General features: G+C 68.6%; 24 protein-coding genes. 19 read left to right on the forward strand and 5 right to left on the reverse strand.

Going from position 1 to position 24,591, the window contains the following annotated elements; genetic code table 11:
* Positions 1-2 precede the first annotated feature (2 nt).
* From metH to hisG, 6 genes are read left to right on the forward strand one after another with little or no spacing between them, the layout of a single operon-like run.
* Positions 3-3,572, forward strand: a complete 3,570-nt coding sequence (metH, locus tag BLV94_RS42980; protein WP_072941746.1) for a methionine synthase — start codon at positions 3-5, stop codon at positions 3,570-3,572.
* Positions 3,565-4,257 (forward strand): HAD family hydrolase, encoded by a 693-nt coding sequence (locus BLV94_RS42985; RefSeq protein ID WP_072941745.1) that lies wholly within the window; start codon positions 3,565-3,567, stop codon positions 4,255-4,257. Before metH ends, BLV94_RS42985 begins: the two co-directional genes overlap by 8 nt.
* Positions 4,258-4,272: 15 nt before the next feature.
* Entirely contained in the window at positions 4,273-5,130 is an 858-nt protein-coding gene (trhO, locus tag BLV94_RS42990) for an oxygen-dependent tRNA uridine(34) hydroxylase TrhO (RefSeq protein ID WP_072941743.1), read from the forward strand.
* 1 nt (position 5,131) lies between these two features.
* Positions 5,132-6,025, forward strand: coding sequence for a pseudouridine synthase (locus BLV94_RS42995; protein WP_072941741.1), 894 nt, complete (start codon positions 5,132-5,134; stop codon positions 6,023-6,025).
* Positions 6,026-6,050: 25 nt separating this feature from the next.
* Positions 6,051-6,332: a phosphoribosyl-ATP diphosphatase gene (locus tag BLV94_RS43000; protein WP_009473527.1), complete on the forward strand. Its 282-nt coding sequence runs from the start codon at positions 6,051-6,053 to the stop codon at positions 6,330-6,332.
* A gap of 46 nt (positions 6,333-6,378) precedes the next feature.
* Positions 6,379-7,230, forward strand: a complete 852-nt coding sequence (gene hisG, locus BLV94_RS43005; RefSeq protein WP_012687844.1) for an ATP phosphoribosyltransferase — start codon at positions 6,379-6,381, stop codon at positions 7,228-7,230.
* A 37-nt stretch (positions 7,231-7,267) separates the two neighbouring features.
* On the opposite strand, the gene BLV94_RS43010 is transcribed toward hisG, so the two are convergent.
* Positions 7,268-8,104, reverse strand: coding sequence for a thioesterase family protein (locus BLV94_RS43010; protein WP_072941740.1), 837 nt, complete (start codon positions 8,102-8,104; stop codon positions 7,268-7,270).
* Entirely contained in the window at positions 8,101-9,006 is a 906-nt protein-coding gene (locus tag BLV94_RS43015; RefSeq protein WP_072941738.1) for a RecB family exonuclease, read from the reverse strand. Before BLV94_RS43015 ends, BLV94_RS43010 begins: the two co-directional genes overlap by 4 nt.
* Positions 9,007-9,101: 95 nt before the next feature.
* Between BLV94_RS43015 and BLV94_RS43020 the strand changes: the two genes are divergently transcribed.
* Positions 9,102-9,956, forward strand: coding sequence for a tRNA (adenine-N1)-methyltransferase (locus BLV94_RS43020; RefSeq protein WP_072941736.1), 855 nt, complete (start codon positions 9,102-9,104; stop codon positions 9,954-9,956).
* A 47-nt stretch (positions 9,957-10,003) separates the two neighbouring features.
* On the opposite strand, the gene BLV94_RS43025 is transcribed toward BLV94_RS43020, so the two are convergent.
* Positions 10,004-10,507 (reverse strand): WKL family lipoprotein, encoded by a 504-nt coding sequence (locus BLV94_RS43025; protein ID WP_072941734.1) that lies wholly within the window; start codon positions 10,505-10,507, stop codon positions 10,004-10,006.
* A 183-nt stretch (positions 10,508-10,690) separates the two neighbouring features.
* Between BLV94_RS43025 and arc the strand changes: the two genes are divergently transcribed.
* Entirely contained in the window at positions 10,691-12,466 is a 1,776-nt protein-coding gene (arc, locus tag BLV94_RS43030; RefSeq protein ID WP_072941731.1) for a proteasome ATPase, read from the forward strand.
* Positions 12,467-12,531: 65 nt separating this feature from the next.
* Here arc and BLV94_RS43035 read toward each other — a convergent pair whose 3' ends face one another.
* Positions 12,532-13,080 carry an NUDIX domain-containing protein gene (locus BLV94_RS43035; protein ID WP_072941728.1) on the reverse strand — a complete coding sequence of 183 codons (549 nt, stop codon included), beginning with the start codon at positions 13,078-13,080 and terminating at the stop codon, positions 12,532-12,534.
* Positions 13,081-13,162: 82 nt separating this feature from the next.
* Here BLV94_RS43035 and BLV94_RS43040 point away from each other — a divergent pair, with 82 nt between their 5' ends.
* The 5 genes from BLV94_RS43040 (at position 13,163) to prcA (ending at position 17,135) form a co-directional block, all read left to right on the forward strand.
* Positions 13,163-13,540 carry a nitroreductase family deazaflavin-dependent oxidoreductase gene (locus tag BLV94_RS43040; RefSeq protein WP_072941725.1) on the forward strand — a complete coding sequence of 126 codons (378 nt, stop codon included), beginning with the start codon at positions 13,163-13,165 and terminating at the stop codon, positions 13,538-13,540.
* A gap of 74 nt (positions 13,541-13,614) precedes the next feature.
* Complete coding sequence (gene dop, locus BLV94_RS43045; protein WP_007299057.1) at positions 13,615-15,114, forward strand: depupylase/deamidase Dop; 1,500 nt, start codon at positions 13,615-13,617, stop codon at positions 15,112-15,114.
* A 169-nt stretch (positions 15,115-15,283) separates the two neighbouring features.
* A complete protein-coding gene (locus BLV94_RS43050; protein WP_005242990.1) occupies positions 15,284-15,478 on the forward strand; it encodes a ubiquitin-like protein Pup in 195 nt (64 codons plus the stop codon).
* Positions 15,475-16,359 carry a proteasome subunit beta gene (gene prcB, locus BLV94_RS43055; protein ID WP_072941723.1) on the forward strand — a complete coding sequence of 295 codons (885 nt, stop codon included), beginning with the start codon at positions 15,475-15,477 and terminating at the stop codon, positions 16,357-16,359. Before BLV94_RS43050 ends, prcB begins: the two co-directional genes overlap by 4 nt.
* Positions 16,356-17,135, forward strand: coding sequence for a proteasome subunit alpha (gene prcA / locus BLV94_RS43060; protein ID WP_072941720.1), 780 nt, complete (start codon positions 16,356-16,358; stop codon positions 17,133-17,135). The genes prcB and prcA overlap by 4 nt, the downstream gene beginning before the upstream one ends.
* On the opposite strand, the gene BLV94_RS43065 is transcribed toward prcA, so the two are convergent.
* A complete protein-coding gene (locus tag BLV94_RS43065) occupies positions 17,126-18,589 on the reverse strand; it encodes a phosphatase PAP2 family protein (RefSeq protein WP_072941958.1) in 1,464 nt (487 codons plus the stop codon). The two genes, prcA and BLV94_RS43065, sit on opposite strands and share 10 nt — an antisense overlap.
* A 76-nt stretch (positions 18,590-18,665) precedes the next feature.
* Between BLV94_RS43065 and pafA the strand changes: the two genes are divergently transcribed.
* From pafA to tatC, 6 genes are all read left to right on the forward strand, one after another.
* Positions 18,666-20,024 carry a Pup--protein ligase gene (pafA, locus tag BLV94_RS43070; RefSeq protein WP_012687833.1) on the forward strand — a complete coding sequence of 453 codons (1,359 nt, stop codon included), beginning with the start codon at positions 18,666-18,668 and terminating at the stop codon, positions 20,022-20,024.
* Between the two features lie 47 nt (positions 20,025-20,071).
* The gene (locus tag BLV94_RS43075; protein ID WP_143051464.1) at positions 20,072-21,064 is read left to right on the forward strand and encodes a helix-turn-helix transcriptional regulator; all 993 of its coding nucleotides are present in this window, start codon (positions 20,072-20,074) and stop codon (positions 21,062-21,064) included.
* Positions 21,061-22,041, forward strand: coding sequence for a helix-turn-helix transcriptional regulator (locus tag BLV94_RS43080; protein ID WP_072941715.1), 981 nt, complete (start codon positions 21,061-21,063; stop codon positions 22,039-22,041). Before BLV94_RS43075 ends, BLV94_RS43080 begins: the two co-directional genes overlap by 4 nt.
* Entirely contained in the window at positions 22,038-23,102 is a 1,065-nt protein-coding gene (locus BLV94_RS43085) for a 2-dehydropantoate 2-reductase (protein ID WP_072941713.1), read from the forward strand. Before BLV94_RS43080 ends, BLV94_RS43085 begins: the two co-directional genes overlap by 4 nt.
* A gap of 72 nt (positions 23,103-23,174) precedes the next feature.
* The gene (gene tatA / locus BLV94_RS43090) at positions 23,175-23,471 is read left to right on the forward strand and encodes a Sec-independent protein translocase subunit TatA (protein ID WP_072941710.1); all 297 of its coding nucleotides are present in this window, start codon (positions 23,175-23,177) and stop codon (positions 23,469-23,471) included.
* A 71-nt stretch (positions 23,472-23,542) separates the two neighbouring features.
* Positions 23,543-24,583, forward strand: coding sequence for a twin-arginine translocase subunit TatC (gene tatC, locus BLV94_RS43095; RefSeq protein ID WP_072941708.1), 1,041 nt, complete (start codon positions 23,543-23,545; stop codon positions 24,581-24,583).
* The last annotated feature ends 8 nt before the right edge of the window (positions 24,584-24,591 follow it).

Raw genomic sequence — 24,591 nt, forward strand, 5'->3', positions numbered from 1 at the left:
GCATGTCTGCGCCATTTCACTCTGCCCTGCTCGATGCGTTGAACCAGCGCGTTGTCATCGGCGACGGAGCCATGGGCACCATGTTGCAGGCCGCGGACCTCACGCTCGACGACTTCCTCGGGCTCGAAGGCTGCAACGAAATCCTCAACGACACCCGCCCTGACGTGCTGAAAGAGATCCACCGCGCGTACTTCGAGGCCGGGGCCGACGCCGTCGAGACCAACACGTTCGGGTGCAACCTCCCCAACCTCGCCGATTACGACATTTCGGACCGTATCCGGGAACTGGCCGAGAAGGGCACCCGGTTGGCGCGTGAGGTCGCCGACGAGATGGGGCCGGGACGCGACGGCATGGGCCGCTTCGTCCTCGGCTCGATGGGGCCCGGAACCAAGCTGCCGACGCTCGGCCACGCGCCGTTCGCGATCCTGCGCGACGCCTACGCCGAGGCCGCGATGGGCATGATCGACGGGGGCGCCGACGCGATCCTCGTCGAGACCTGCCAGGACCTGCTGCAGGTGAAGGCGGCGATCCTGGGCAGTCAGCGGGCGATGGAGACGCTGGGGTCGCGGCTGCCGATCATCACCCACGTCACGGTCGAGACCACCGGCACGATGCTGCTCGGCAGTGAGATCGGTGCCGCGCTGACCGCGCTCGAACCGCTCGGTATCGACATGATCGGGCTCAACTGCGCGACCGGTCCCGCCGAGATGAGCGAACATCTCCGCCACCTGTCCAAGTACAGTTCGCTCCCCGTATCGGTGATGCCCAACGCCGGACTGCCGCAGCTCGGCCCGAAGGGTGCCGAGTACCCGCTCACCGCGGAGGAACTCGCCGAGGCGCTCAGCGGCTTCGTCACCGAGTTCGGTCTCGGTCTGGTCGGCGGCTGCTGCGGCACCACCCCGGAGCACATCCGGCAGGTGGCCGAGGCGGTCCGCCTCGTCGAGAAGGCCGCGCGCAACCCGGTGCACGAGTCGGGGACGTCGTCGCTGTACACGGCGGTGCCGTTCGAGCAGGACGCCAGCATCCTGATGATCGGCGAGCGCACGAACTCCAACGGCTCCAAGGCATTTCGTGAGGCGATGATCGCCGAGGACTACCAGAAGTGCCTCGACATCGCGAAGGATCAGACCCGCGACGGCGCCCACATGCTCGACCTCAACGTCGACTACGTCGGACGTGATGGCGCCGCCGACATGGCCGCCCTCGCGAGCCGGTTCGCGACGTCGTCGACGCTGCCGATCATGCTCGACTCCACCGAGCCCGCGGTCCTGCAGGCCGGTCTCGAACACCTCGGCGGCCGGTGCGCCGTCAACTCCGTCAACTACGAGGACGGCGACGGACCGGACTCGCGGTTCCAGAAGATCATGCGGCTCGTCAAGGAACACGGCGCCGCCGTCGTCGCGCTGACCATCGACGAGGAGGGCCAGGCGCGCACCGCCGAGCACAAGGTCCGCATCGCCGAGCGCCTGCTCGACGACATCACCGTGAACTGGGGCCTCGACGAGTCCGACATCATCATCGACGCGCTGACCTTCCCGATCTCCACTGGTCAGGAAGAGGTCCGCCGCGACGGCATCGAGACGATCGAGGCGATCCGCGAACTGAAGAAGCGGCACCCGCGGGTGCACTTCACCCTCGGCGTGTCCAACATCTCGTTCGGTCTCAACCCGGCCGCCCGTCAGGTCCTGAACTCGGTGTTCCTGCACGAGTGCACCGAGGCCGGCCTCGACACGGCCATCGTGCACGCGTCGAAGATCCTGCCGATGGCACGGATCCCCGACGAACAGCGCGAAACGGCCCTCGACCTGGTCTACGACCGCCGGCGCGAGGGCTACGACCCGCTGCAGAAGTTGATGGAGCTGTTCGAGGGCGTCTCCGCGGCGTCGGCACGCGAATCCCGCGCCCAGGAACTGGCGGCGCTGCCGCTGTTCGAGCGGCTGGAACGGCGCATCGTCGATGGTGAGCGCAATGGCCTCGACGACGACCTCACCGCGGCGATGGAAGAGAAGCCGCCGCTCGCGATCATCAACGAGACCCTGCTGTCCGGCATGAAGACCGTCGGCGAACTCTTCGGGTCCGGGCAGATGCAGTTGCCGTTCGTGCTGCAGTCCGCCGAGGTGATGAAGGCGGCCGTGGCGTACCTCGAACCCCACATGGAGGCCACCGACGAGGACGGCAAGGGCCGCATCGTCATCGCCACCGTGAAGGGCGACGTCCACGACATCGGCAAGAACCTCGTCGACATCATCCTCAGCAACAACGGGTACGACGTGGTGAACCTCGGCATCAAGCAGCCGATCGCGACGATCCTCGACGCGGCGATCGAGCAGAAGGCCGACGTCATCGGCATGTCCGGTCTGCTCGTGAAGTCGACCGTGGTGATGAAGGACAACCTGCAGGAACTCAACGCCAAGGGAGTCGCGGAGAAGTTCCCCGTCCTCCTCGGCGGTGCTGCGCTGACCCGCTCGTACGTGGAGAACGATCTGGCCGAGGTGTACGAGGGCGACGTCAGCTACGCGCGCGACGCATTCGAGGGCCTGCACAGGATGGACGAGATCATGGCCGTCAAACGCGGCGGCGGACCCGACCCGGACAGCCCGGAAGCGATCGCCGCCCGGGAGAAGGCGGCCGAGCGCAAGGCGCGCCACGAACGGTCCAAGCGGATCGCGGAGAAGCGTAAGGCCGCCGAGACCCCGGTCGAGGTGCCGGAACGGTCCGACGTTGCCACCGACATCGTCGTCCCGAGCCCGCCGTTCTGGGGCAACCGGATCGTGAAGGGTGTCTCGCTGTCCGACTACGCCGGACTGCTGGACGAGCGCGCCCTGTTCCTCGGGCAGTGGGGCCTGCGCGGGCAGCGTTCCGGCGACGGTCCCACCTACGAGGAATTGGTGGAGACGGAGGGCCGCCCGCGCCTGCGGTACTGGCTCGACCGGCTGAGCACCGAGGGAATCCTCGCGCACGCCGCCGTGGTGTACGGCTATTTCCCCGCCGTGTCCGAGGGCGACGACGTGGTCGTGCTCACCGACCCGGCGCCCGACGCGGACGAACGCTTCCGGTTCACGTTCCCGCGCCAGCACCGCGACCGCTTCCTGTGCGTCGCCGACTTCGTGCGGTCCCGCACCGAGGCGAAGGAGACCGGCCAGGTCGACGTGTTCCCGATGCAGCTGGTCACCATGGGGCAGCCGATCGCGGACTTCGCGAACGAGCTGTTCGCCGCCAACGCGTACCGCGACTACCTCGAGGTGCACGGCATCGGCGTGCAGCTGACGGAGTCGCTGGCCGAGTACTGGCATCGACGGGTCCGCGAGGAACTCGTGCTGCCCGGCGGCCACAACGTCGCCGAGCAGGATCCGTCGGAGGTGTCCGGGTTCTTCGACCTCGCCTACCGCGGCGCCCGCTATTCGTTCGGCTACGGCGCCTGCCCCAACCTGGAGGACCGCGCGAAGATGGTCGCTCTCCTCGAACCGGAACGGATCGGTGTGAAGTTGTCGGAGGAACTGCAGTTGCATCCCGAGCAGTCCACGGATGCGTTCGTGCTGCACCACCCCGAGGCGAAGTACTTCAATGTCTGACGCATTCGACGGTCTCGCAGGCGTGCTGTGGGACATGGACGGAACGCTGCTCGATTCCGAGAAGATGTGGGACGTCGCGGTCCGTGAGTTGTCGATGCACCTCGGTGGGCCGATGACGGAGGAGACCCGGCTGAAGACGATCGGCGCGTCCAGCGCCAACGCGCTCGGCGTCATCTTCGACGCCCTCGGGCTCGACCGGGATCCGGCGGCGCTCGCCGAGGCCAAGGAATGGATGTTCACCCGCGTCGAGGAACTGTTCGGCGACGGCATCCCGTGGCGGCCGGGCGCCCACGATGCACTGCGGACCGCCCGGGCCCACGGCCTGAGGTCGGCGCTGGTGACCAACACCGAGCGCCGCCTCACCGAGCGGGCGCTGGAGACGCTCGGCAGGCACCACTTCGACCACTCGGTGTGCGGCGACGAGGTGCCGGCAGGCAAACCACATCCCGACCCGTACCTGCGGGGTGCCGAACTTCTCGGGTTGCATCCGTCGCAGTGCCTCGCGATCGAGGACTCGCCCACCGGCGCGGCGTCCGCGCAGGCCGCGGGCTGCGTCGTGCTGATCGTCCCGTGCGAGATCCCGGTGGCCGACGGCCCGGGGCGGGTGTTCCGGGACAGCCTCGAAGGTCTCACCGGTTCCGATCTGGCCGAGGCCTGGGCGCAGCCGAGCGGTGTGCGTCTCTAGGTAGTCTGGTTCCCCGTGGCTGTCCCGAAAATCGTGCTGTTCTACGTGTTCACTCCGCTCGCCGACCCGGAGGCGATCCGGCTGTGGCAGTACACGCTCGCCGAGGCACACAACCTGACCGGGCGGATCCTCGTCTCCGAGCACGGCATCAACGCGACCGTCGGCGGCGACATCCGCGACGTCAAGCGGTACGTGAAGGGGACCCGCGGCTACGCGCCGTTCAAGGACGCCGACATCAAGTGGTCGGACGGTCTCGGTGACGACTTCCCGCGGCTCAGCGTCAAGGTGCGGTCGGAGATCGTGACGTTCGGTGCGCCGGGCGAGCTGAAGGTGGACGCGGACGGCGTCGTCGGCGGCGGTACCCACCTGGCGCCGGACGAGGTGCACCGCCTGGTCGAGGGGCGCGGTGACGACGTCGTCTTCTTCGACGGACGCAACGGTTTCGAGGCGGAGATCGGCCGCTTCCGGGACGCCGTCGTGCCGGACGTGTCCACCACCCGCGACTTCGTGCACGAACTCGACAGCGGCAAATACGACCATCTCAAGGACAAGGCCGTCGTCACCTACTGCACCGGGGGAGTGCGGTGCGAGGTCCTGTCCTCGCTGATGCGCTCGCGCGGGTTCGGCGAGGTCTATCAACTCGACGGCGGCATCGTCCGCTACGGCGAGGCGTTCGGCGACACGGGTCTGTGGGAGGGGTCGCTGTACGTCTTCGACAAGCGGATGACCATCGAGTTCAGCGACCAGGCCACGACCCTGGGTCGCTGCACCCGATGCGGCGGTCCGACGTCCCGGTACGAGAATCTGCCGGACGATCGGGGCCGCGAACTCGTGCTCGTGTGCGCCGGCTGCACCGAGAACCGGGCGGGCTGAGGTGGCCGGGGCGCCGCTGCCCGTCCGCAACGGTCTCGGTCCCGATCGCATCCGGATGCCGGCCGGGCTCGGGGCGAAGACCGTCGCCGAATTCCTGGTCGAGACGTACCCCGACGAGCGGGCGCACTGGCTGTCGCTGATCGACGGTGGGGAAGTCGTCGACGAACACGGCCGGGTCGTCGACCGCGGCACCCGCTATGCGCCGACCCGATTCGTGTACTTCTACCGCGACCCCGCACCCGAGATCGCTGTTCCGTTCGAGATCGACATCCTCCACCGCGACGACCACCTCGTGGTGATCGACAAGCCCCATTTCCTCGCGACCATCCCGCGGGGCGCGCACATCACCGAGACCGCGGTCGTGCGGTTGCGGCGGACGCTCGACCTCCCCGATCTCACCCCGGCGCACCGGCTCGACCGGATGACGGCCGGTGTGCTGGTGTTCCTGATCCGGCCGGAAGACCGCCGGGCGTATCAGGAACTGTTCGTCTCCCAGCAGGTCACCAAGGAATACGAGGCCGTCGCCGGGCACGATCCCGCACTGGAGTTTCCGCGCATCATCCGCAGCCGCATCGTCAAGGAACACGGGATCATGACGGCCACGGAGGAACCGGGAGAACCGAACAGCGAAACCGTCGTCGATCTGATCGAGACCCGGGACGGTCGCGCACGCTACCGGCTGCTGCCGAAGACCGGCCGGACGCACCAACTGCGGCTGCACATGTCGTCGCTGGGGCTGCCGATCGAGGGCGACAACTACTACCCGGACTTCCGCCGATCCGAGCCCGGCGACTTCTCGACCCCGTTGCGGTTGCTGGCGCGGGCCATCGAGTTCACCGATCCCCGTTCGGGCCGGGTCCGCCGGTTCGAGAGTCGCCGCAGACTCGGGTGGTGACCGGTTCGGAGAGGTCCGCGGCGGCGTGAAACAATGGGTCCTCGTGAAGACCTTCGAATCCCTGTTCGCCGAGCTGACCGAGCGTGCCGCTACCCGCCCCGAGGGGTCCGGCACCGTTGCCGCCCTCGACGCCGGCGTCCATTCGCAGGGAAAGAAGATCCTCGAAGAGGCGGGTGAGGTGTGGATCGCCGCCGAGCACGAAAGCGACGAGGCGCTCGCCGAGGAGATCTCCCAGCTGCTGTACTGGACGCAGGTGCTGATGGTGGGCAAGGGCCTGAAACTCGAGGACGTCTACCGACATCTGTGATCGGTGATCGAGACTCCTCCACCCGCTCCCGAAAGGAACCTCAGCCATGCTGCGCGTCGCAGTCCCCAACAAGGGCTCGCTGTCCGAGTCCGCCGCCGAAATTCTCTCCGAGGCCGGCTACCGCCGTCGCACCGACTCCCGCGACCTGACCGTCCTCGACCCGTCCAATCAGGTCGAGTTCTTCTTCCTCCGCCCCAAGGACATCGCGATCTACGTCGGATCCGGTGAACTCGATCTCGGCATCACCGGCCGCGACCTCGCCCGCGACTCGGGCGCCCCGGTCGCCGAGCGGCTGTCGCTCGGCTTCGGCCGCTCCACGTTCCGGTACGCCGCCCCCGCGGGCAAGGACTGGAAGGTCGAGGATCTCGCTGGACTCCGGATCGCCACGTCCTACCCCAACCTGGTGCGCGACGACCTCTCCGCACGCGGGATCGAGGCCTCGGTCATCCGCCTCGACGGCGCCGTGGAGATCTCGATCCAGCTCGGGGTCGCGGACGCCATCGCCGACGTCGTCGGATCCGGCCGCACCCTGCGCCAGCACAACCTGGTCGCGTTCGGTGACACCCTGTGCGACTCCGAGGGTGTGCTCATCGAGCGCGCCGGTTCGCCCGCCGACGATTCCGCACGCAACCAGTTGGTCGAGCGGGTGCGCGGCATCGTCTTCGCGCAGCAGAATCTGATGCTCGACTACGACTGCCCGAAGACGATCCTCGACGACGCGCTGAAGATCACCCCCGGACTGGAGTCGCCGACGCTGTCGCCGCTCGCCGACGAGAATTGGGTCGCGGTCCGGGCGATGGTGCCGATCAAGGGTCACAACGGAGTGATGGACGAACTCGCGGACCTCGGCGCCAAGGCCATCCTCGCGTCGAACATCCGGTCCTGCCGCGCCCTCTGATCTCGTTCCGCCGCAGGACGATCCGCGCCCGTTCCGATCAGGAGCGGGCGCGGACCTGTACGGTCTGGGCGATCCGGCCGACCGCGCCGGTCTCGTCGTACAGCACGCCCGCGCACATCCCCACGCCGTCGGGGCCGATGGACGTCTCGGAGCCGACGCCGACCCATTCGCCCTCGGGGACCCGGAAGATGTGCACGGTGAGGTCGGTATTGAGGAACGTCCAGTCGGCCGGGTCGAGTTTCGATCCCACACCGTTGGCGACGTCCGCGATGGAGAAGAGCCGCTCGAGCGGCGTCATGGTCTCGCCGAGGACCAGCGCGGGCCGCGGCCTCGCCCACAGCTTGCCGGGGCCCTCGCACCCCATCTCGGCGATCCACCGCCAGTCGAGGGTCGTCAGGTAGCCCGAATTCCAGCCTTCGCTGAACTTGCCCTCCCGGCCGGTGGACCGAGGTTCGAGCGGCGGGTCGACGACGTGGACGGCATCGTTCGTGTCGACGGTCTCCATGCGCCACGCCGAGCCCCGCGCCACGGCCCGGGGCCGGTCGCCGACGGTCCACAGTTCGGCGACCACCAACTCCACCCGGCGGCCCGGCCGCTGCACCCAGGACCGGACCTCGAGTTCGGCGATCGGGATCGGGCCGAGGATCTCGACAACGACCCGCGTGATGCGCGCGTCGTCACGAGGGGCGCACCGTTCGAGTGCCCGCACGAGCAGCGCGGACGGGGGAGCGCCGTGCTGCATCGTCTCGGCCCACACGCTGATCGTCAGATCCGTGCTGTCGAATCGCTCGACCGTGATCTTCTGGTCCGAGTCCACTTCCGGCGCACCCAGTGCTTCCGAACCGAGTGGTACGTAGTAGGACTCGGAACTCATTCGACAATCTCCTCGAAACCTGGTGCGTCTTCGGCGGGCCCCTCCGGCCATCCCGGGTAGGGAGGCGGCGTTCCTCCGAACGAGGGGCACAGGGACTTATGATCACACCAGTCGCAGAGCCGGCTCGGCTTGGGTCGGAAATCGCCGGTGACACCCGCCGCCAGGATGGCCTTCCAGATCGCCGACAGTGTGCGCTCGAACCGCAGCAGTTCGTCCTCGTCGGGTGCGTAGGTGAGGACCGTCCCGGACGCGAGATACAGCAGTCGCAGCTGCGCCGGGACGATGCCGCGGGTGCGCAGCAGGACCAGCGCATAGAACTTCATCTGGAACAGCGCCTTGGACTCGGACATCTCGCGGGGTGCGCGACCGGTCTTGTAGTCGACCACCCGCACCTCACCGGTGGGGGCCACGTCGATTCGGTCGACGAATCCGCGGAGCAGCATCCCGTCGGCGAGTTCGGTCTCGACACGCTGTTCGCACGATTCGGCCTCGAACCGGGTGGGGTCCTCCAGTTCGTAGTAGGCGGTGACGAGCGACCGCGCCTCGTCGAGGAACGACTCGCGCTGGTCCTCGGGAACCAGGTCGATCAGGTCGGGGGCCTCGGCGAGGAGGCGCTCCCAGGACGGGAGGATCAGATCGACCGCCTTCTGCGGAACCCGTTCGGCGGCGGGCAACGCGAACAGCGTCTCGAGCGCGGCGTGCACGACCGTGCCCTTCACCTGCGCGCGCGACGGCGCCTCCGGGAGCCGGTCGACGGCACGGAAGCGGTAGAGAAGCGGGCACTGCTTGAAGTCGCCGGCGCGGGACGGCGACAGGGCGGGGCGCCTGCGGGTGACCGAAGTGTCGCCGGGCTGTGACGGGGAACCCTGTGTGACGGGGGCTGGCGACTCTGAGATGCTCACACCTGGCAGGGTAGGCCCCCGGTCCGACAGTCGTGTCGGGGCAGCGGGGCGGGCGCCGGACGGCGCCGGACGAACAGGCTGAGGAGTCGGTGACGATGGTGGGACGCGAAACGCGACCGAGTGGACCGTTTCGGGTGGGCGATCGCGTCCAGCTGACCGACGGCAAGGGCCGGCACTACACGGTCAACCTGGAGGCCGGCAAGGAGTTCCACACGCACCGCGGCGGAATCCTGCACGACGACCTGATCGGCACCGACGAGGGCAGCGTGGTCAAGTCGACCAACGGCACCCCGTACCTGGCGCTGCGACCGCTGCTCGTCGACTACGTCCTGTCGATGCCCCGCGGGGCGCAGGTCATCTACCCGAAGGACGCCGCGCAGATCGTCCACGAGGGCGACGTCTTCCCCGGCGCCCGCGTCCTCGAGGCCGGCGCAGGCTCGGGCGCCCTGACGTGCTCCCTGCTGCGGGCGGTCGGGCCGGAAGGCCGGGTCATCTCGTACGAGGTGCGCGACGACCACGCCGAGCACGCGGTGCGGAACGTCGAGACGTTCTTCGGGGAACGCCCCGCGAACTGGGACCTGACCATCGCGGACGTCGCCGAGTTCGACGCCGACGCGGCCGGCGGCCCGGTCGACCGGGTGGTCCTCGACATGCTGGCACCCTGGGACGCGCTGCCCGCGGTGTCCAAGGCGCTGGTCCCCGGCGGCGTGCTCGTCGTCTACGTCGCGACTGTGACGCAGCTCTCCAAGGTCGTCGAGGCGATGCGCGAGCAGGAGTGCTGGACCGAGCCGCGGTCCTGGGAGTCGATCGTCCGTGGCTGGCACGTCGTCGGGCTCGCCGTGCGGCCGGAACACCGGATGCAGGGCCACACCGCGTTCCTGGTGAGCGCCCGGCGTCTCGCCGAGGGAACCGTCACCCCCAAGCCGCAGCGCCGGTCGGGTAAGGGCTGAGACACGGCTTCGGCGGCGCCCGGAGCGGGCGCCGCCGAAGGACCGGGCTAGCTGCAGCCCGCGCGTGCCATGCCGAGCAGGGTGCACGTGCTCTCGTCCGACACCTTCCACACGCCGTCGACGTTCTCCCACGTCCACGCCGTCGGAGCGGCCGTGCCGTACGGGCTCACGATCGCGACGTTCGCCGTCGCGGTATCGCCCTCCACCTGCACGTCCGTGACCGTGAAGGACACCGGGTAGTTGGCCATGGCGGCGGTCATCGCCTCCAGATTCGGGCGGCGTTCGTCGCCGTCGACGACCACGACGGTTTTCTCGTCGACCGGCCGGGCCGGGTCCACGAGCAGCTGGAGCGTACCGAGCAGTTCCTCCGACGTGGGGGCGGCGACGGTCGCGTCTACCTGCGACGACGTGGCCGCGGACGTCGCCGCGGCGGTGCCGGAACCGTCGTCGGACGAGCAGGCCGACATTCCGAGCGCGAAGACCACCGCGCCCACGGCAACCACGGACCTACCGGTGAAGGACGTGCCGTTCAGGGGCTTGCGGATTATCACGACGAACCCTTTCGTTACACGGAACAGAGAGGAAACTGCTCGACAGGTAGGTAAGGCTAACATGAGAGTTTCGATGGCCCCGGGTGTCGCGTATGCCGATTCGCAATCGGCAGAATCCGTGTCACGGCGCAGAATTCGGGCAGTGCCGGTAGCGTTGATAGATCTCATTGGGAGGAGACGCACATGAGCTCGACAGAGAACCCCGATTCGGTTGCGGCCGCACGAGAGCTCGAGGCGTTGCGCGCGGAGGCGTCGGCACTGCGCAGGCAGCTCGCGGAGTCGCCGGAACAGCTTCGTGAGATGGAATCGCGAGTGGACTCGCTGTCCATCCGGAACACCAAGTTGATGGACACCCTCAAGGAGGCCCGTCAGCAGCTCATTGCGCTCCGAGAGGAAGTCGATCGCCTCGGCCAGCCGCCGAGCGGGTACGGCGTGCTGCTCGGAGTGCACGACGATCAGACCGTGGACGTGTTCACCTCCGGACGCAAGATGCGGTTGACCTGCTCCCCGAACGTCGACGCCGAGACCCTCAAGCTCGGCCAGACTGTGCGCCTCAACGAGGCACTCACGATCGTGGAAGCGGGCAACTTCGAGCGTGTCGGTGAGATCAGCACGCTTCGCGAGGTCCTCGACGACGGTCAGCGCGCCCTCGTGGTCGGTCACGCCGACGAGGAACGGATCGTCTGGCTGGCCGAACCCCTCGCCACCGTGTACGCGGACAGCGAACGAGAGTCGGTCGCGTACGACGCCGAATCGCCCACCCGCAAACTACGGCCGGGCGACTCCCTCCTCGTGGACACGAAGGCCGGGTACGCGTTCGAGCGGATCCCCAAGGCCGAGGTCGAGGATCTCGTCCTCGAAGAGGTTCCCGACGTCCACTACGACGACATCGGCGGCCTCGGCCGGCAGATCGAGCAGATCCGTGACGCCGTCGAGTTGCCGTTCCTCCACAAGGACCTGTTCCACGAATACGAGCTCCGCCCGCCGAAGGGTGTGCTCCTCTACGGTCCGCCCGGGTGCGGCAAGACGCTCATCGCCAAGGCGGTCGCCAACTCCCTCGCGAAGAAGATCGCGGAGGCCCGGGGGCAGGACAGCAAGGAAGCCAAGTCCTACTTCCTCAACATCAAGGGCCCCGAGCTGCTGAACAAGTTCGTCGGCGAGACCGAGCGGCACATCCGGCTGATCTTCCAGCGGGCCCGGGAGAAGGCGTCCGAGGGCACCCCGGTGATCGTGTTCTTCGACGAGATGGATTCGATCTTCCGCACCCGCGGGTCGGGTGTCTCCTCCGACGTCGAGACCACCGTCGTGCCGCAGCTGCTCAGTGAGATCGACGGTGTGGAGGGACTCGAGAACGTCATCGTGATCGGCGCCTCCAACCGCGAAGACATGATCGACCCCGCGATCCTGCGCCCCGGCCGCCTCGACGTGAAGATCAAGATCGAACGCCCCGACGCGGAGTCGGCGCAGGACATCTTCTCGAAGTACCTCGTCGAGACACTGCCGGTGCACAGCGACGACATCGCGGAGTTCGGTGGCGACCGCACGGCCTGCATCCGGGTGATGATCGAACGGGTCGTCGACCGTATGTACGCCGAGAGCGAGGAGAACCGCTTCCTCGAGGTCACGTACGCCAACGGCGACAAGGAGGTCCTGTACTTCAAGGACTTCAACTCGGGGGCGATGATCCAGAACATCGTCGACCGCGCCAAGAAGTACGCGATCAAGTCGGTGCTCGACACCGGTGCCCCGGGCCTGCGCGTCCAGCACCTGTTCGACTCCATCGTCGACGAGTTCTCGGAGAACGAGGACCTGCCGAACACCACCAACCCCGACGACTGGGCCCGGATCTCGGGCAAGAAGGGTGAGCGGATCGTCTACATCCGCACGTTGGTCACCGGTAAGAACGCGAGCGCGAGCCGCGCCATCGACACCGAGTCCAACACCGGCCAGTACCTGTAGGCCGATCGGTACGACCCGCGCGGCGGGAACCGGGGACGGTTCCCGCCGCGCGGGTCGGCCGTGTGTCAGCGGTCCCGTGCGACGAGGTAGTCCTCGAGGAGTGCCCTCGTGTCCGGCACGAACGGCCACCGCGGGTCGCGCAGGTGCGTCACCAGTTCGTGGGGTGTCCACCACCAGCCCGACGCGATCTCGCTGGCCTGGTGGACGACGGGCCCGTCCCAGTGCGTCTCGTAGGCGTACAGGTGGCAGCGCAGCCGCAGGCCCTGCCACTCGCCGTCCCACGCCACCCTCGCGATGGGGGTGAGGCTCACCCCGGTGATGCCCAGTTCCTCCGCCAGTTCCCGGCCCGCCGCCTCTTCCGGCGTCTCCCCGGGATCGACCACCCCGCCGGCCAGGCAGTCGTGGTGTCCGGCGAGCACCGTCTTCGTGTCCGACCGCCGGTGCACGTAGAGGCGCTGCTCGTCACCGGATCGGACGAGGACCCCGGCGCTCGCGTGCCACAGTCCCTCGGCGTAGACACGGGAACGCGCGGCCGATCCCACCGGTCGCCCGGAACTGTCGAACACCGCCACCACTTCGTCCGTGCCGGGTGGGGTGTTCGGTGCGGAATCCATGAGTCGATCCTGCCAGCACCCCGGCGAACGTCGGTACTGTCGAGGTCGGTTGCTCGTTCCGGTGCCGAAGGGGTGAGAGTTCATGGCGTTGCCGCGTTCGATCGCCCGATTCAACCGGGTCCTCACCAACCGGGTGAGCCGTCGCGTCGCGACAATCCTGCCCGGGTTCGCCGTGGTCGAGCACCGCGGCCGCACATCCGGTAGGACGTATCGCACGCCCGTCAACGTGTTCGTCGTGGACGGCCGCTACCGGTTCGCCCTCACGTACGGAGCGCACAGCGACTGGGTGCGAAACGTGGTGGCGGCGGGCGGATGCACCATCGTGACGCGCCGCCGGACGGTGCACCTGACGGACCCTCGAATCGGCACCGACGGCACCCACTCCTGGGCGCCGCCCGGGGTCCGGACCGTGCTCGAGGTGATCGCGGCGGACCAGTACCTGGAGTGCTCGCCGGGCTAGTCGCCGGACACCGACGGCTCGCGCGGCAGGAGTGTGCCGCCGGGTGGCGTGGGTGATCGCATAGGCTCGGCAGCATGCAGCGGATCATCGGTGTCGAAGTCGAGTACGGAATCTCCTCACCCAGCGAGCCTTCGGCCAATCCGATCTTGACGTCCACCCAGGCGGTGCTGGCTTATGCGGCAGCCGCGGGAGTGCCGCGCGCCAAGCGCACCCGATGGGATTACGAGGTGGAATCCCCGCTGCGGGACGCCCGCGGATTCGACCTGGGCCGGCTCAGCGGCCCGGCGCCCGTCATCGACGCCGACGAGGTCGGCGCGGCCAACATGATCCTCACCAACGGCGCCCGGCTCTACGTCGACCACGCGCACCCCGAGTACTCGGCCCCGGAGGTCACCGACCCCCTGGACGCCGTCATCTGGGACAAGGCCGGCGAACGCGTGATGGAGGCGGCCGCCCGGCACGCGTCGAGCGTCCCCGGTGCCCCGCGACTGCAGCTGTACAAGAACAACGTGGACGGCAAGGGCGCGTCGTACGGCACCCACGAGAACTACCTGATGTCCCGGGCCACGCCGTTCTCTGCGGTGATCAACGGGCTGACGCCGTTCTTCGCGTCCCGTCAGGTGATCTGCGGGTCGGGCCGGGTGGGCATCGGCCAGTCCGGTGACGAGGCCGGCTTCCAGCTGTCCCAGCGGGCCGACTACATCGAGGTGGAGGTCGGGCTCGAGACCACGCTCAAGCGCGGCATCATCAACACCCGCGACGAACCGCACGCCGACGCGGACAAGTACCGGCGTCTGCACGTCATCATCGGCGACGCGAACCTCGCCGAGATGTCCACGTACCTGAAGGTCGGGACGACGGCGCTGGTCCTCGACCTCATCGAGGCCGGTGTCGACCTCACCGACCTGCAGCTGGCCCGACCGGTCACCGCCGTGCACCACATCAGCCACGACCCGACGCTGCGCGCCACGGTCGCGCTGGCCGACGGCCGGGAACTGACCGGGCTTGCGTTGCAGCGGATCTATCTGGACCGGGTCGACAAGTTCATGTCCGCCGAGGGCAACGACGACCCCCGCGTGGCCGATCTGCTGGAGAAGTGGGCGATGGTGCTCGACCTCCTCGAGCGGGACCCGATGGAATGCGCCCACCTGCTGGACTGGCCGGCCAAGCTGCGTCTGCTCGAGGGTTTCCGGAACCGGGAGGGCCTCAACTGGTCCGCGCCGCGACTGCATCTGGTCGACCTGCAGTACTCGGACGTCCGCCTCGACAAGGGTCTGTACAACCGGCTCGTCGCCCGCGGGTCGATGGAGCGCCTGGTGTCGGAGCAGGCGGTGCTCGACGCCGTCGACACCCCGCCGACCGACACCCGCGCCTACTTCCGCGGTGAATGCCTGCGCAAGTTCGGCGCCGACATCGCGGCTGCGAGCTGGGATTCGGTGATCTTCGATCTCGGTGGCGACTCCCTGGTCCGCATTCCCACCCTCGAGCCGCTGCGGGGCAGCAAGGCGCACGTGGGGGAGTTGCTGGAGTCGGTGGAGACCGCGAAAGAGCTCGTCGACGAGCTCACGAACTGACATCTCGGCCGTTCCCGCACGGATCTGCCCGGAACTCGCCGTCGCGTCGGCACACGTGGGGCGGCGACGCTCGGTAGGGTGAAGGTCCGAGCGGATGATGTAGTCAGACTGCTTGGCAGCACAGGACGCTCGGAAGAAGAGCTCCCTTCACACAAGGAGGTCGGCGGCGATGGCGCAAGAGCAGACCAAACGAACTGGCGGCGGCGACGAGGACGACACCCCGGGCGGTGACGGTGCGGCCGGTCAGGAACGTCGCGAAAAGCTGGCCGAGGACACCGACGACCTGCTCGACGAGATCGACGACGTGCTCGAGGAGAACGCCGAGGACTTCGTCCGGGCCTATGTCCAGAAGGGCGGCCAGTGACGGCGGATCGACCGGCATTGCGGACAGGCGACGGTGACACGAGACTCAGTTTCGGTTCGAATCTGAGCTCGTTCACCGAGTATCTGCGTGGTCACGCACCAGAATTGCTGCCGGAGAATCGGATCGGCCATCGTTCGCACTCGACACGGGGTGGTGACGGGATGGAGAGCGGTGATCTCGCACCGCACGGAACCACGATCGTGGCGCTCACCTACAAGGGTGGCGTCCTGCTGGCAGGCGACCGGCGCGCGACCCAGGGCAACCTGATCGCCAGCCGGGACGTCGAGAAGGTGTACGTCACCGACGAATACTCGGCGGCCGGTATCGCCGGCACCGCGGGCATCGCCATCGAACTGGTCCGCCTGTTCGCCGTCGAACTCGAGCACTACGAGAAGATCGAGGGCGTTCAGCTGACCTTCGACGGCAAGGCCAACCGCCTGGCGTCGATGGTGCGGGGCAACCTCGGGGCGGCGATGCAGGGTCTCGCGGTCGTCCCGCTGCTCGTCGGCTACGACCTCGACGCGGACGACGAGGCCCATGCGGGCCGCATCGTCTCGTACGACGTCGTCGGCGGCCGGTACGAGGAACGCGCCGGATACCACGCGGTCGGTTCGGGTTCGCTGTTCGCGAAGTCGGCACTGAAGAAGATCTACTCGCCGGACAGCGACGAGGAGACCGCCCTGCGGGCGGCCATCGAATCGCTGTACGACGCGGCCGACGACGACTCGGCCACCGGTGGGCCCGACTTGACCCGCGGCATCTACCCGACCGCGGTCACGATCACCCAGGCCGGTGCCGTACACGTGTCCGAGGAGACGACGTCCGAGTTGGCTCGGCGCATCGTCGCCGAGCGCACCGAACAAGGGGGGTCTGCGCGATGACCATGCCGTATTACGCCTCCGCCGAGCAGATCATGCGGGACCGCTCGGAATTGGCGCGCAAGGGAATTGCCCGCGGACGCAGCGTCGTGGTGCTCACGTTCCGCGACGGCGTGCTGTTCGTCGCCGAGAATCCCTCCACCGCGCTGCACAAGGTCAGCGAACTGTACGACCGGCTCGGCTTCGCGGCCGTCGGCAAGTACAACGAGTTCGAGAATCTGCGGCGCGCAGGGATCGTCCACGCCGACATGCGCGGTTACTCGTACGACCGCCGTGACGTGACGGGCCGATCGCTGGCCAACGCGTACGCGCAGACCCTGGGCACGATCTTCACCGAGCAACCCAAGCCCTACGAGGTGGAGATCTGCGTCGCGGAGGTCGGGCGCGTGGGCAGCCCGAAGGCTCCCCAGCTGTACCGCATCACCTACGACGGATCCATCGTCGACGAACAGCATTTCGTCGTGATGGGTGGCACGACCGAGCCGATCGCGACCGCCATGCGCGAGTCGTACCGTGCCGACCTCGACCTCGAGGCGGCGGTCGGTATCGCGGTCAACGCCCTACGTCAGGGCGGTGCCGGGGAGGGCGAGAAGCGGAACGTCGACGTGGCCAGCCTCGAGGTGGCCGTGCTCGATCAGTCCCGGCCGCGCCGCGCGTTCCGGCGGATCGCCGGACCCGCGCTCGAACAGCTGATCCCCGCAGAGCCTGCGGCCGCCTCGGAGCCCGCTTCGGAGTCGAAGCCGGACACCGAGACGAAGCCGGCCGACACTCAGGACTGAGGCCGGTACACGGCGATCGCTTCGGGCGCCGACCGGAAGTCGAAGCGCAGGGCGTCGGCGACCACTTCACCGTCGGTGGCCAGCGCAACCGGCGAGCCGTCCACGCGGACGGTGAGCCGGGGCACGAGGGATCGCACGTACACCCGGCTGCTTCCGAGCGTCCCGGTGGCGGCGGCGAACAGTAGCCGCGGCCGGGACGCTCGCCGGTCGGCCCGCACGTAGCGGACGTCGAGCAGTCCGCCGGTGATGGCGGGACGCGACATCGGAACCTGATCGCCGGGGGAATACCGACCGTTCCCCACGAACAGCATCCACACCTTCACGGGCCTGCCGTCGATGGTGACGGCGAGCGGTGTTGCCGCGGAGAGAATCCGGATCATCGCCGCACACGCCGCGGGCCACTTCCCGTACCGGGGCTGCCACTTCTCCCGCAGCCGCACCGCGTCGGGGTAGCCGCCGAGACTGGCGGTGTTGAGGAACGGGGCGGGTTCCTCGACATCGGTGTGGACGACGGCCTGGTCGACGAGAACCGCACGTCCGGTCTCGACGGCCTTCGCGGTGTCCGAGATGTCGGCGACGCCGGCGTCGCGCGCGAAGTGATTGAGTGTGCCGCCGGGGAACACCGCCAGCGGCAGCGAATGACGCGCCGCCGCGGACGCGACGGCGACCACGGTCCCGTCCCCGCCGCACACTCCGAGTGCACGCGGATTCGTCTCGGCCACCCAGGCGTCGAGTTGCTCGGCGAAATCGTGGTCGGTGTCGAGGGCGCGCACGTGCGCGTTCGGGAGCGCGGTGGCGATCTCCTCACTGGGATCCACAGTGTCCGGCCCGGACTCCTGGTTCACCAGCACGAGCAGGCCCTCACCGCCCGGCAGCGCCGGCGCGTCGACCGCGCGGCCCAGTTCCGCCGGGTCCTCGGTGCGCACCGCCCACCAGCGGCGGGTTCCCGAAGCGACGGCCCCGCCCAGTATCAGCCCGGCGACGACGTCCGACGGCCAGTGCACGCCGTTGTGCACCCGGGAGTACGCGACCGCGGCCGCGAGGGGGGCGAGTGCGGCACCGGCCGCGGGCGATTCCAAGGCGACACCCGTGGTGAACGCCGCCGCCGACGCCGAATGTCCCGATGGGAAGGACGAGGACCGGGGGATCGGCACCCCGCGCAGCGCGTTCGTCCAGGCGCGGGCGGGAGGGCGCCGCCGCGGGAACACCGGTTTGAGGATGCCGTTGGCGAGACCGCTCGCCATCGCGAGGGACAGCAGGCCCCGCACGGCACCGCGCCGGGCGCGTCCGCCGACCAGTCCCAGCAGCGCCGCCACGCACCACCACAAGACCCCCTTGTCGGCCGCGTGACTGAGGAAGCGCATCGCCCGGTCGACCTCGGAGGGGCGCAGATCTGCGCTGCGGCCGAACACGATTTCGTCGGCCCGGTGGATGCGGTGCAGGTGTCGGTTCACCGTCTCAGCGTAGGCGCGGAGTGTCGCCGGACGGTTTTCCCGCTCCGCCGGGTGATCGGCGTTGTACTCTCGAGGTGTGCAGCGACGAATCATGGGAATTGAGACAGAGTTCGGTGTGACCTGCACCTTCCATGGTCACAGGCGACTGAGCCCGGACGAGGTTGCGCGCTACCTGTTCCGGCGGGTGGTGTCGTGGGGCCGGAGTTCCAACGTGTTCCTCAGGAACGGTGCCCGCCTGTATCTGGACGTCGGCTCGCACCCCGAATACGCGACAGCCGAGTGCGACAACCTCATCCAGTTGGTCAACCACGACCGGGCGGGTGAGCGCGTCCTCGAGGAGTTGCTGATCGACGCCGAGCAGCGGCTCGCCGAGGAAGGCATCGGCGGCGACATCTACCTGTTCAAGAACAACACGGACTCGGCGGGTAATTCGTACGGCTGTCACGAGAACTTCCTCGTGGCGCGGGCCGGCGAATTCTCCCGGATCTCGGACGTGCTGCTCCCGTTCCTGGTGACGCGGCAGCTGATCTGCGGCGCCGGCAAGGTACTGCAGACGCCGAAGGCGGCCACGTTCTGCCTGTCGCAGCGCGCCGAGCACATCTGGGAGGGCGTGTCCTCGGCGACCACGCGGTCGCGGCCCATCATCAACACCCGCGACGAGCCGCACGCCGACGCGGAGAAGTACCGCCGCCTGCACGTGATCGTCGGCGATTCCAACATGTCCGAGTCCACCACGATGCTGAAGGTGGGCACGGCGGCGCTCGTGCTCGAGATGATCGAGGCCGGGGTGTCGTTCCGCGACTTCGCGCTCGACAACCCGATCCGCGCCATCCGCGAGGTCAGCCACGACGTCACCGGGCGCCGCCCGGTGCGGCTCGCAGGCGGCAGGCAGGCCAGCGCCCTCGACATCCAGCGGGAGTACCACGCCCGCGCCGTCGAACACCTGCAGAACCGCGACCCCGATCCGCAGGTCACGCAGGTGGTCGACCTGTGGGGCCGCATGCTGGACGCCGTCGAGACGCAGGATTTCGCAAAGGTCGACACGGAGATCGACTGGGTGATCAAGCGCAAGCTGTTCCAGCGCTACCAGGACCGGCACGGCTTCGAACTGGCCGACCCGAAGATCGCGCAACTCGATCTGGCGTACCACGACATCAAACGCGGTCGCGGCGTGTTCGACGTGCTGCAGCGCAAGGGTCTGGTGAAGCGGATCACCGAGGACGAGACCATCGAGGCCGCGGTGGACACTCCGCCGCAGACCACCCGGGCGAAGCTGCGCGGCGAATTCATCACCGCCGCGCAGGAGGCCGGACGCGACTTCACGGTCGACTGGGTGCATCTCAAGCTCAACGACCAGGCCCAGCGGACCGTGCTGTGCAAAGACCCGTTCCGGTCGGTCGACGAGCGGGTGGAGCGGCTGATTGCCTCGATGTAGCGGCGCTCGGGGAGTCCGTAACGGGCTCACCCACTAGGCTTCCCGGCGTGCCGACTTCCAAGATCGAGCGCTTGATGAACCTGGTGATCTGTTTGCTGTCCACCAGACAGTTCCTCACCGCCGAGAAGATTCGCGAGAGCGTTGCCGGGTACGCCGACTCCGCCAGCGACGAGGCGTTCAGCCGCATGTTCGAACGCGACAAGAACGAGTTGCGGGATCTCGGTGTTCCGCTCGAGACCGGGCAGGCGTCGCGGTTCTCGACGGTCGAGGGCTACCGGATCAACCGCAATGCGTACGAGCTCCCCGACATCGACCTCAGCCAGGAGGAGTCGGCGGCCGTCGCGGTGGCCGTTCAGCTGTGGGAGTCGCCGGAGTTGACGTCCGCGGCGCAGGGGGCGCTGCTCAAGCTGCGTGCGGCGGGTGTGCAGGTCGATCCGGATTCGGCGGCCACCCCGATCACGGCGGTGCCCGCCCGCACCCGCGGCTCCGAACCGGCGCTCGGCAAGCTGCTGGCGGCGGTCGACGCCGGCCGCGCCGTGCACTTCCCGCACCGCGGGGCTCTCAACGAGCCGTACACCGAACGCACCGTGGAACCGTGGGGTGTCGTCACCGCCCACGGCCGGTGGTACCTCGTCGGTCACGACGTCGACCGGGGAGCCGTCCGGACGTTCCGGCTGTCGCGGATCGGCGACGACGTGACGGAGTTCGGACCGTCGGGGGTCGTCCACAAACCCGCGGGCGTCGACCTCAGGGACATCGTCGACCGGGTCACCGGTTCGGGTGAGGTCACCGGCACCGCCACCGTGTGGGTGGCCGAGGGCCGAGCCCAGGAACTGCGCCGACTGGCGACCACCGCGGAGGAGAAGCGGGTGAACGAGCGCAGCGGCACCGTGCTCCGGATCCCCGTCCACTCCCGGGACTGGATCGCGCGGCTGGTCGCGGGTCACGGGGCGGACGCCCTGGTCCTCGATCCGCCGGAACTACGACACGATGTGCTGACCAAGCTGAAGGACGCCGCAGGGGAAGGAGGGACGTCGTGAGCAACAGGCTGTCGTCGCGACTGTCCCGGCTCCTCAACCTGGTGCCGTATTTCATCGCGAACCCCGGGATGAGCGCCGCCGAGGCCGCCGCCGAACTGGGCGTCACCACCACACAGCTGATGTCCGACCTCAACCAGTTGTGGGTGTGCGGGCTGCCCGGCTACGGTCCCGGTGACCTCATCGACCTGTCGTTCTCCGAGGAGAGCATCGAGGTGACGTTCTCGGCGGGCATCGACCGTCCGCTGCGGTTGACGTCCACCGAGGCGACCGCCCTGCTGATTGCCCTGCGTTCGCTGGTGGAGTTGCCGGGCATGGTCGACCCGTCCGCCGCGCACAGTGCGATCGCGAAGATCGAGAACGCCGCGGGCACCGCGGCGGCCCGTGCGGCGGTGACGCCGGCGTCCGAGCGGGACGCGGTGGAGGACGTGCCGGAAGATCCCATCGCCGCCGCGGTGCGATCCGCACTCCATCGCCGGCGGGCCCTCCACTTGACGTACTACTCGGCGTCCCGGGACCGGGTCACCGAGCGCACTGTGGACCCGGTGCGGATCGTGCTGGTCGACAATCACAGCTATCTGCAGGCGTGGTGCCGGCAGGCCGAGGGGGTCCGGCTGTTCCGCCTCGACCGGATCGACGCCGCCACCGAACTGGACGAGCCGTCCACCCCGCCGGCGCAGGCGCTCGTGCGAGACTCCAACCTGGAGTTGTTCAGCGGCGACGCATCCCTTCCCCAGGCACGGTTGCACATCCGCGCCGACTGTGTGTGGGTGCTCGACTACTACCCGATGGATGTCGCCACGGTCGCCGCCGACGGTTCGGTCGAGGCGACCATGAGTTACGGGGCGCTGGAGTGGATGGCCCGGCTCGTGCTCGGGTTCGGTTCCGGAATCACCGTGCTCGAACCACCCGCTCTGGTCGACGAGGTGCGCCGCCGGGCCGTGGAGGCGCTGTCCGCGTACGAGGCTGTCGAGGCATGACCGGTGCCGCGCGTCCGCTGCGGATCAGTGTGTTCGGGGCGGGCAGCATCGGGTGCTATCTCGGGGGCCGGCTCGCCGCAGCCGGCGCCGAGGTGACCCTGATCGGCCGGGAGCGGGTCGGGACCGAGATCCGTGACCACGGGTTGCGGCTGACGGACCTGCACGGATCGGACATCCGCGTCGGTGCCCCCGACATCGCCTTCGACACCGGGGCCGCGTCGGCGGCCACCGCCGATCTCGTCGTCGTGTCGGTGAAGTCGGCGGGGACACCGGAGGCGGGTGCCACACTCGCGTCGGCGATCGGCCCCGGCACCGTCGTGGTCAGCGCCCAGAACGGGCTGGGCAACGCGGACACCCTGCGCGCCGCACTCCCGGAGCAGGTCGTACTCGCGGCGATGGTGCCGTTCAACGTGGTGCACCGCGGCGACGGGCACTTTCACCAGGGTTCCGAGGGCGACCTCGAGATCGAGCAGCATCCGGCGGTGCGCGCATTCGCGCCGGTGTTCGACGACGCCGGACTGCCGCTGCACGCCCATGAGGACTTCCGTTCGGTGCAGTGGGCGAAGCTGCTGCTCAACCTGAACAACCCGGTCAACGCCCTGTCCGGTCTGCCGCTCCGCGAGGAGTTGTCGTGGCGGCCGTTCCGCCGGGCCCTCGCCTTGGCGCAGCGGGAAGCCCTCGCACTGCTGGCCGCCCGCGGTATCGCTGTCGCCAAGCTCACACCGCTGCCGCCGCAGTGGATTCCCCGGTTGCTGACCGTCCCGGACGGAGTGTTCCGGGTGGCGGGTAGTCGGATGCTGGCCATCGACCCGCACGCGCGGTCGTCGATGTGGGACGACCTCGAGGCGGGCAGGCGCACCGAAGTGGACTGGATCAGTGGGGAGATCGTGCGCCTGGCGGAGGCGTCGGGGACGGCCGCGCCGGTGAACGCGAGGCTGGTCGCACTGATCCGCGAGGCCGAGGCGGGCGGGAACCGGCAGTGGTCCGGGGACGCTTTGCTCGCCGATCTGCGCTCACAGCGGGGACCCAGGAAACCGGCAGGGAAACGGCAGCGCAACTAGCCGGTTTCGACCGAACCGGTGCCGTGTATGTCCGGTAGCATCAGGGTCACCTGATCTTTTGGAGGTTTCATCATGGGAGCCATGAGCCCCTGGCACTGGGCCATCGTCGCGCTGGTCGTCGTCATCCTGTTCGGTTCCAAGAAGCTGCCCGACGCGGCTCGTGGACTCGGCCGTTCGCTCCGCATCTTCAAGAGCGAGGTCAAGGAGATGCAGAACGACAACAGCACGCCGGCGCCCACCGCGCAGAGTGCGCCCCCCGCGCAGAGCGCGCCCGCCGAGCTGCCCGTGGCGGACACCACCACCGCACCGGTCACTCCTCCGGCGCCGGTGCAGCCGCAGTCGCAGCACACCGAGCCCAAGTCGGCGTAGCCCGAGCCGCCTGACAACCGGGGTGACTCTTCACCCCGGTTGACTGCTGACCAAGACTAGGGCGAACAACAGTGCGAATTCCGTTCGATCCGCGCCACAGCAAGCGGAGGACCAACCCCGACGGCACGATGTCGTTGGTCGATCACCTCTACGAGCTGCGCACGCGACTGCTCCTGTCGGTGCTGGCCATCGTGGTCACCACCGCGGTGGGCTTCTTCTGGTACTCCCACGAGATCTTCGGCATCGAGAGTCTCGGCGAACTCCTGCGTGGGCCGTACTGTTCGCTGCCGGAGTCGAGTCGCGCCGACCTGAGCCACGACGGGTCGTGCCGACTCCTCGCGACCGGACCGTTCGAGCAGTTCATGCTCCGCTTCAAAGTCGCGTTCACGGCGGGCGTCGTCCTCGCCTGCCCCATCTGGCTGTACCAGCTGTGGGCGTTCATCACCCCCGGCTTGTACGCGAAGGAACGCCGCTACGCGATCGGCTTCGTGGTGTCCGGCGCGGCGCTGTTCATGGCCGGCGCCGTTCTGGCGTACGTGGTCGTCGCGAAGGCCCTGCATTTCCTGCTGACGATCGGCGACAACGTCCAGATCACCGCACTCGGCGGCGCGGAGTACTTCGGGTTCATCATCAACCTGCTGATCATCTTCGGCGTCAGCTTCGAGATCCCGCTGCTCATCGTCGCCCTGAACTTCGTCGGCATCCTGTCCTACGCGAAGCTCAAGGCGTGGCGCCGCGGCCTGATCTTCGCCCTCTTCGTGTTCGCCGCGATCGCCACACCCGGTCAGGACCCGTTCTCGATGCTCGCGCTCGCGTTTGCGTTGACGCTGCTGTTCGAGATCGCCGTGCAGATCGCCCGCGTCAACGACCGCCGCAAGGCTCGTCGCACGGAGCAGGAGTGGGGTGCCCTCGACGACGACGAGGCGTCGACGATCGCGTCGCCGTCGGACCTGAACGAGTCGTTCGACGTGGCCGCCACCGCGGTCCCCGAGCCCGCGGGCCGGTTCCGTCGTTCCCGCAAGTCCGGGAAGTCCGGTGCTGCGAACAAGAACGACGACGCGAGCACGACCGGCAGCAACACACCGGGTCAGGACTTCTCCGACACCCTGTGACAATCTGA

The sequence above is a fragment of the Rhodococcus koreensis genome, assembly GCF_900105905.1.
In the GTDB taxonomy this organism is placed as follows: domain Bacteria; phylum Actinomycetota; class Actinomycetes; order Mycobacteriales; family Mycobacteriaceae; genus Rhodococcus_F; species Rhodococcus_F koreensis.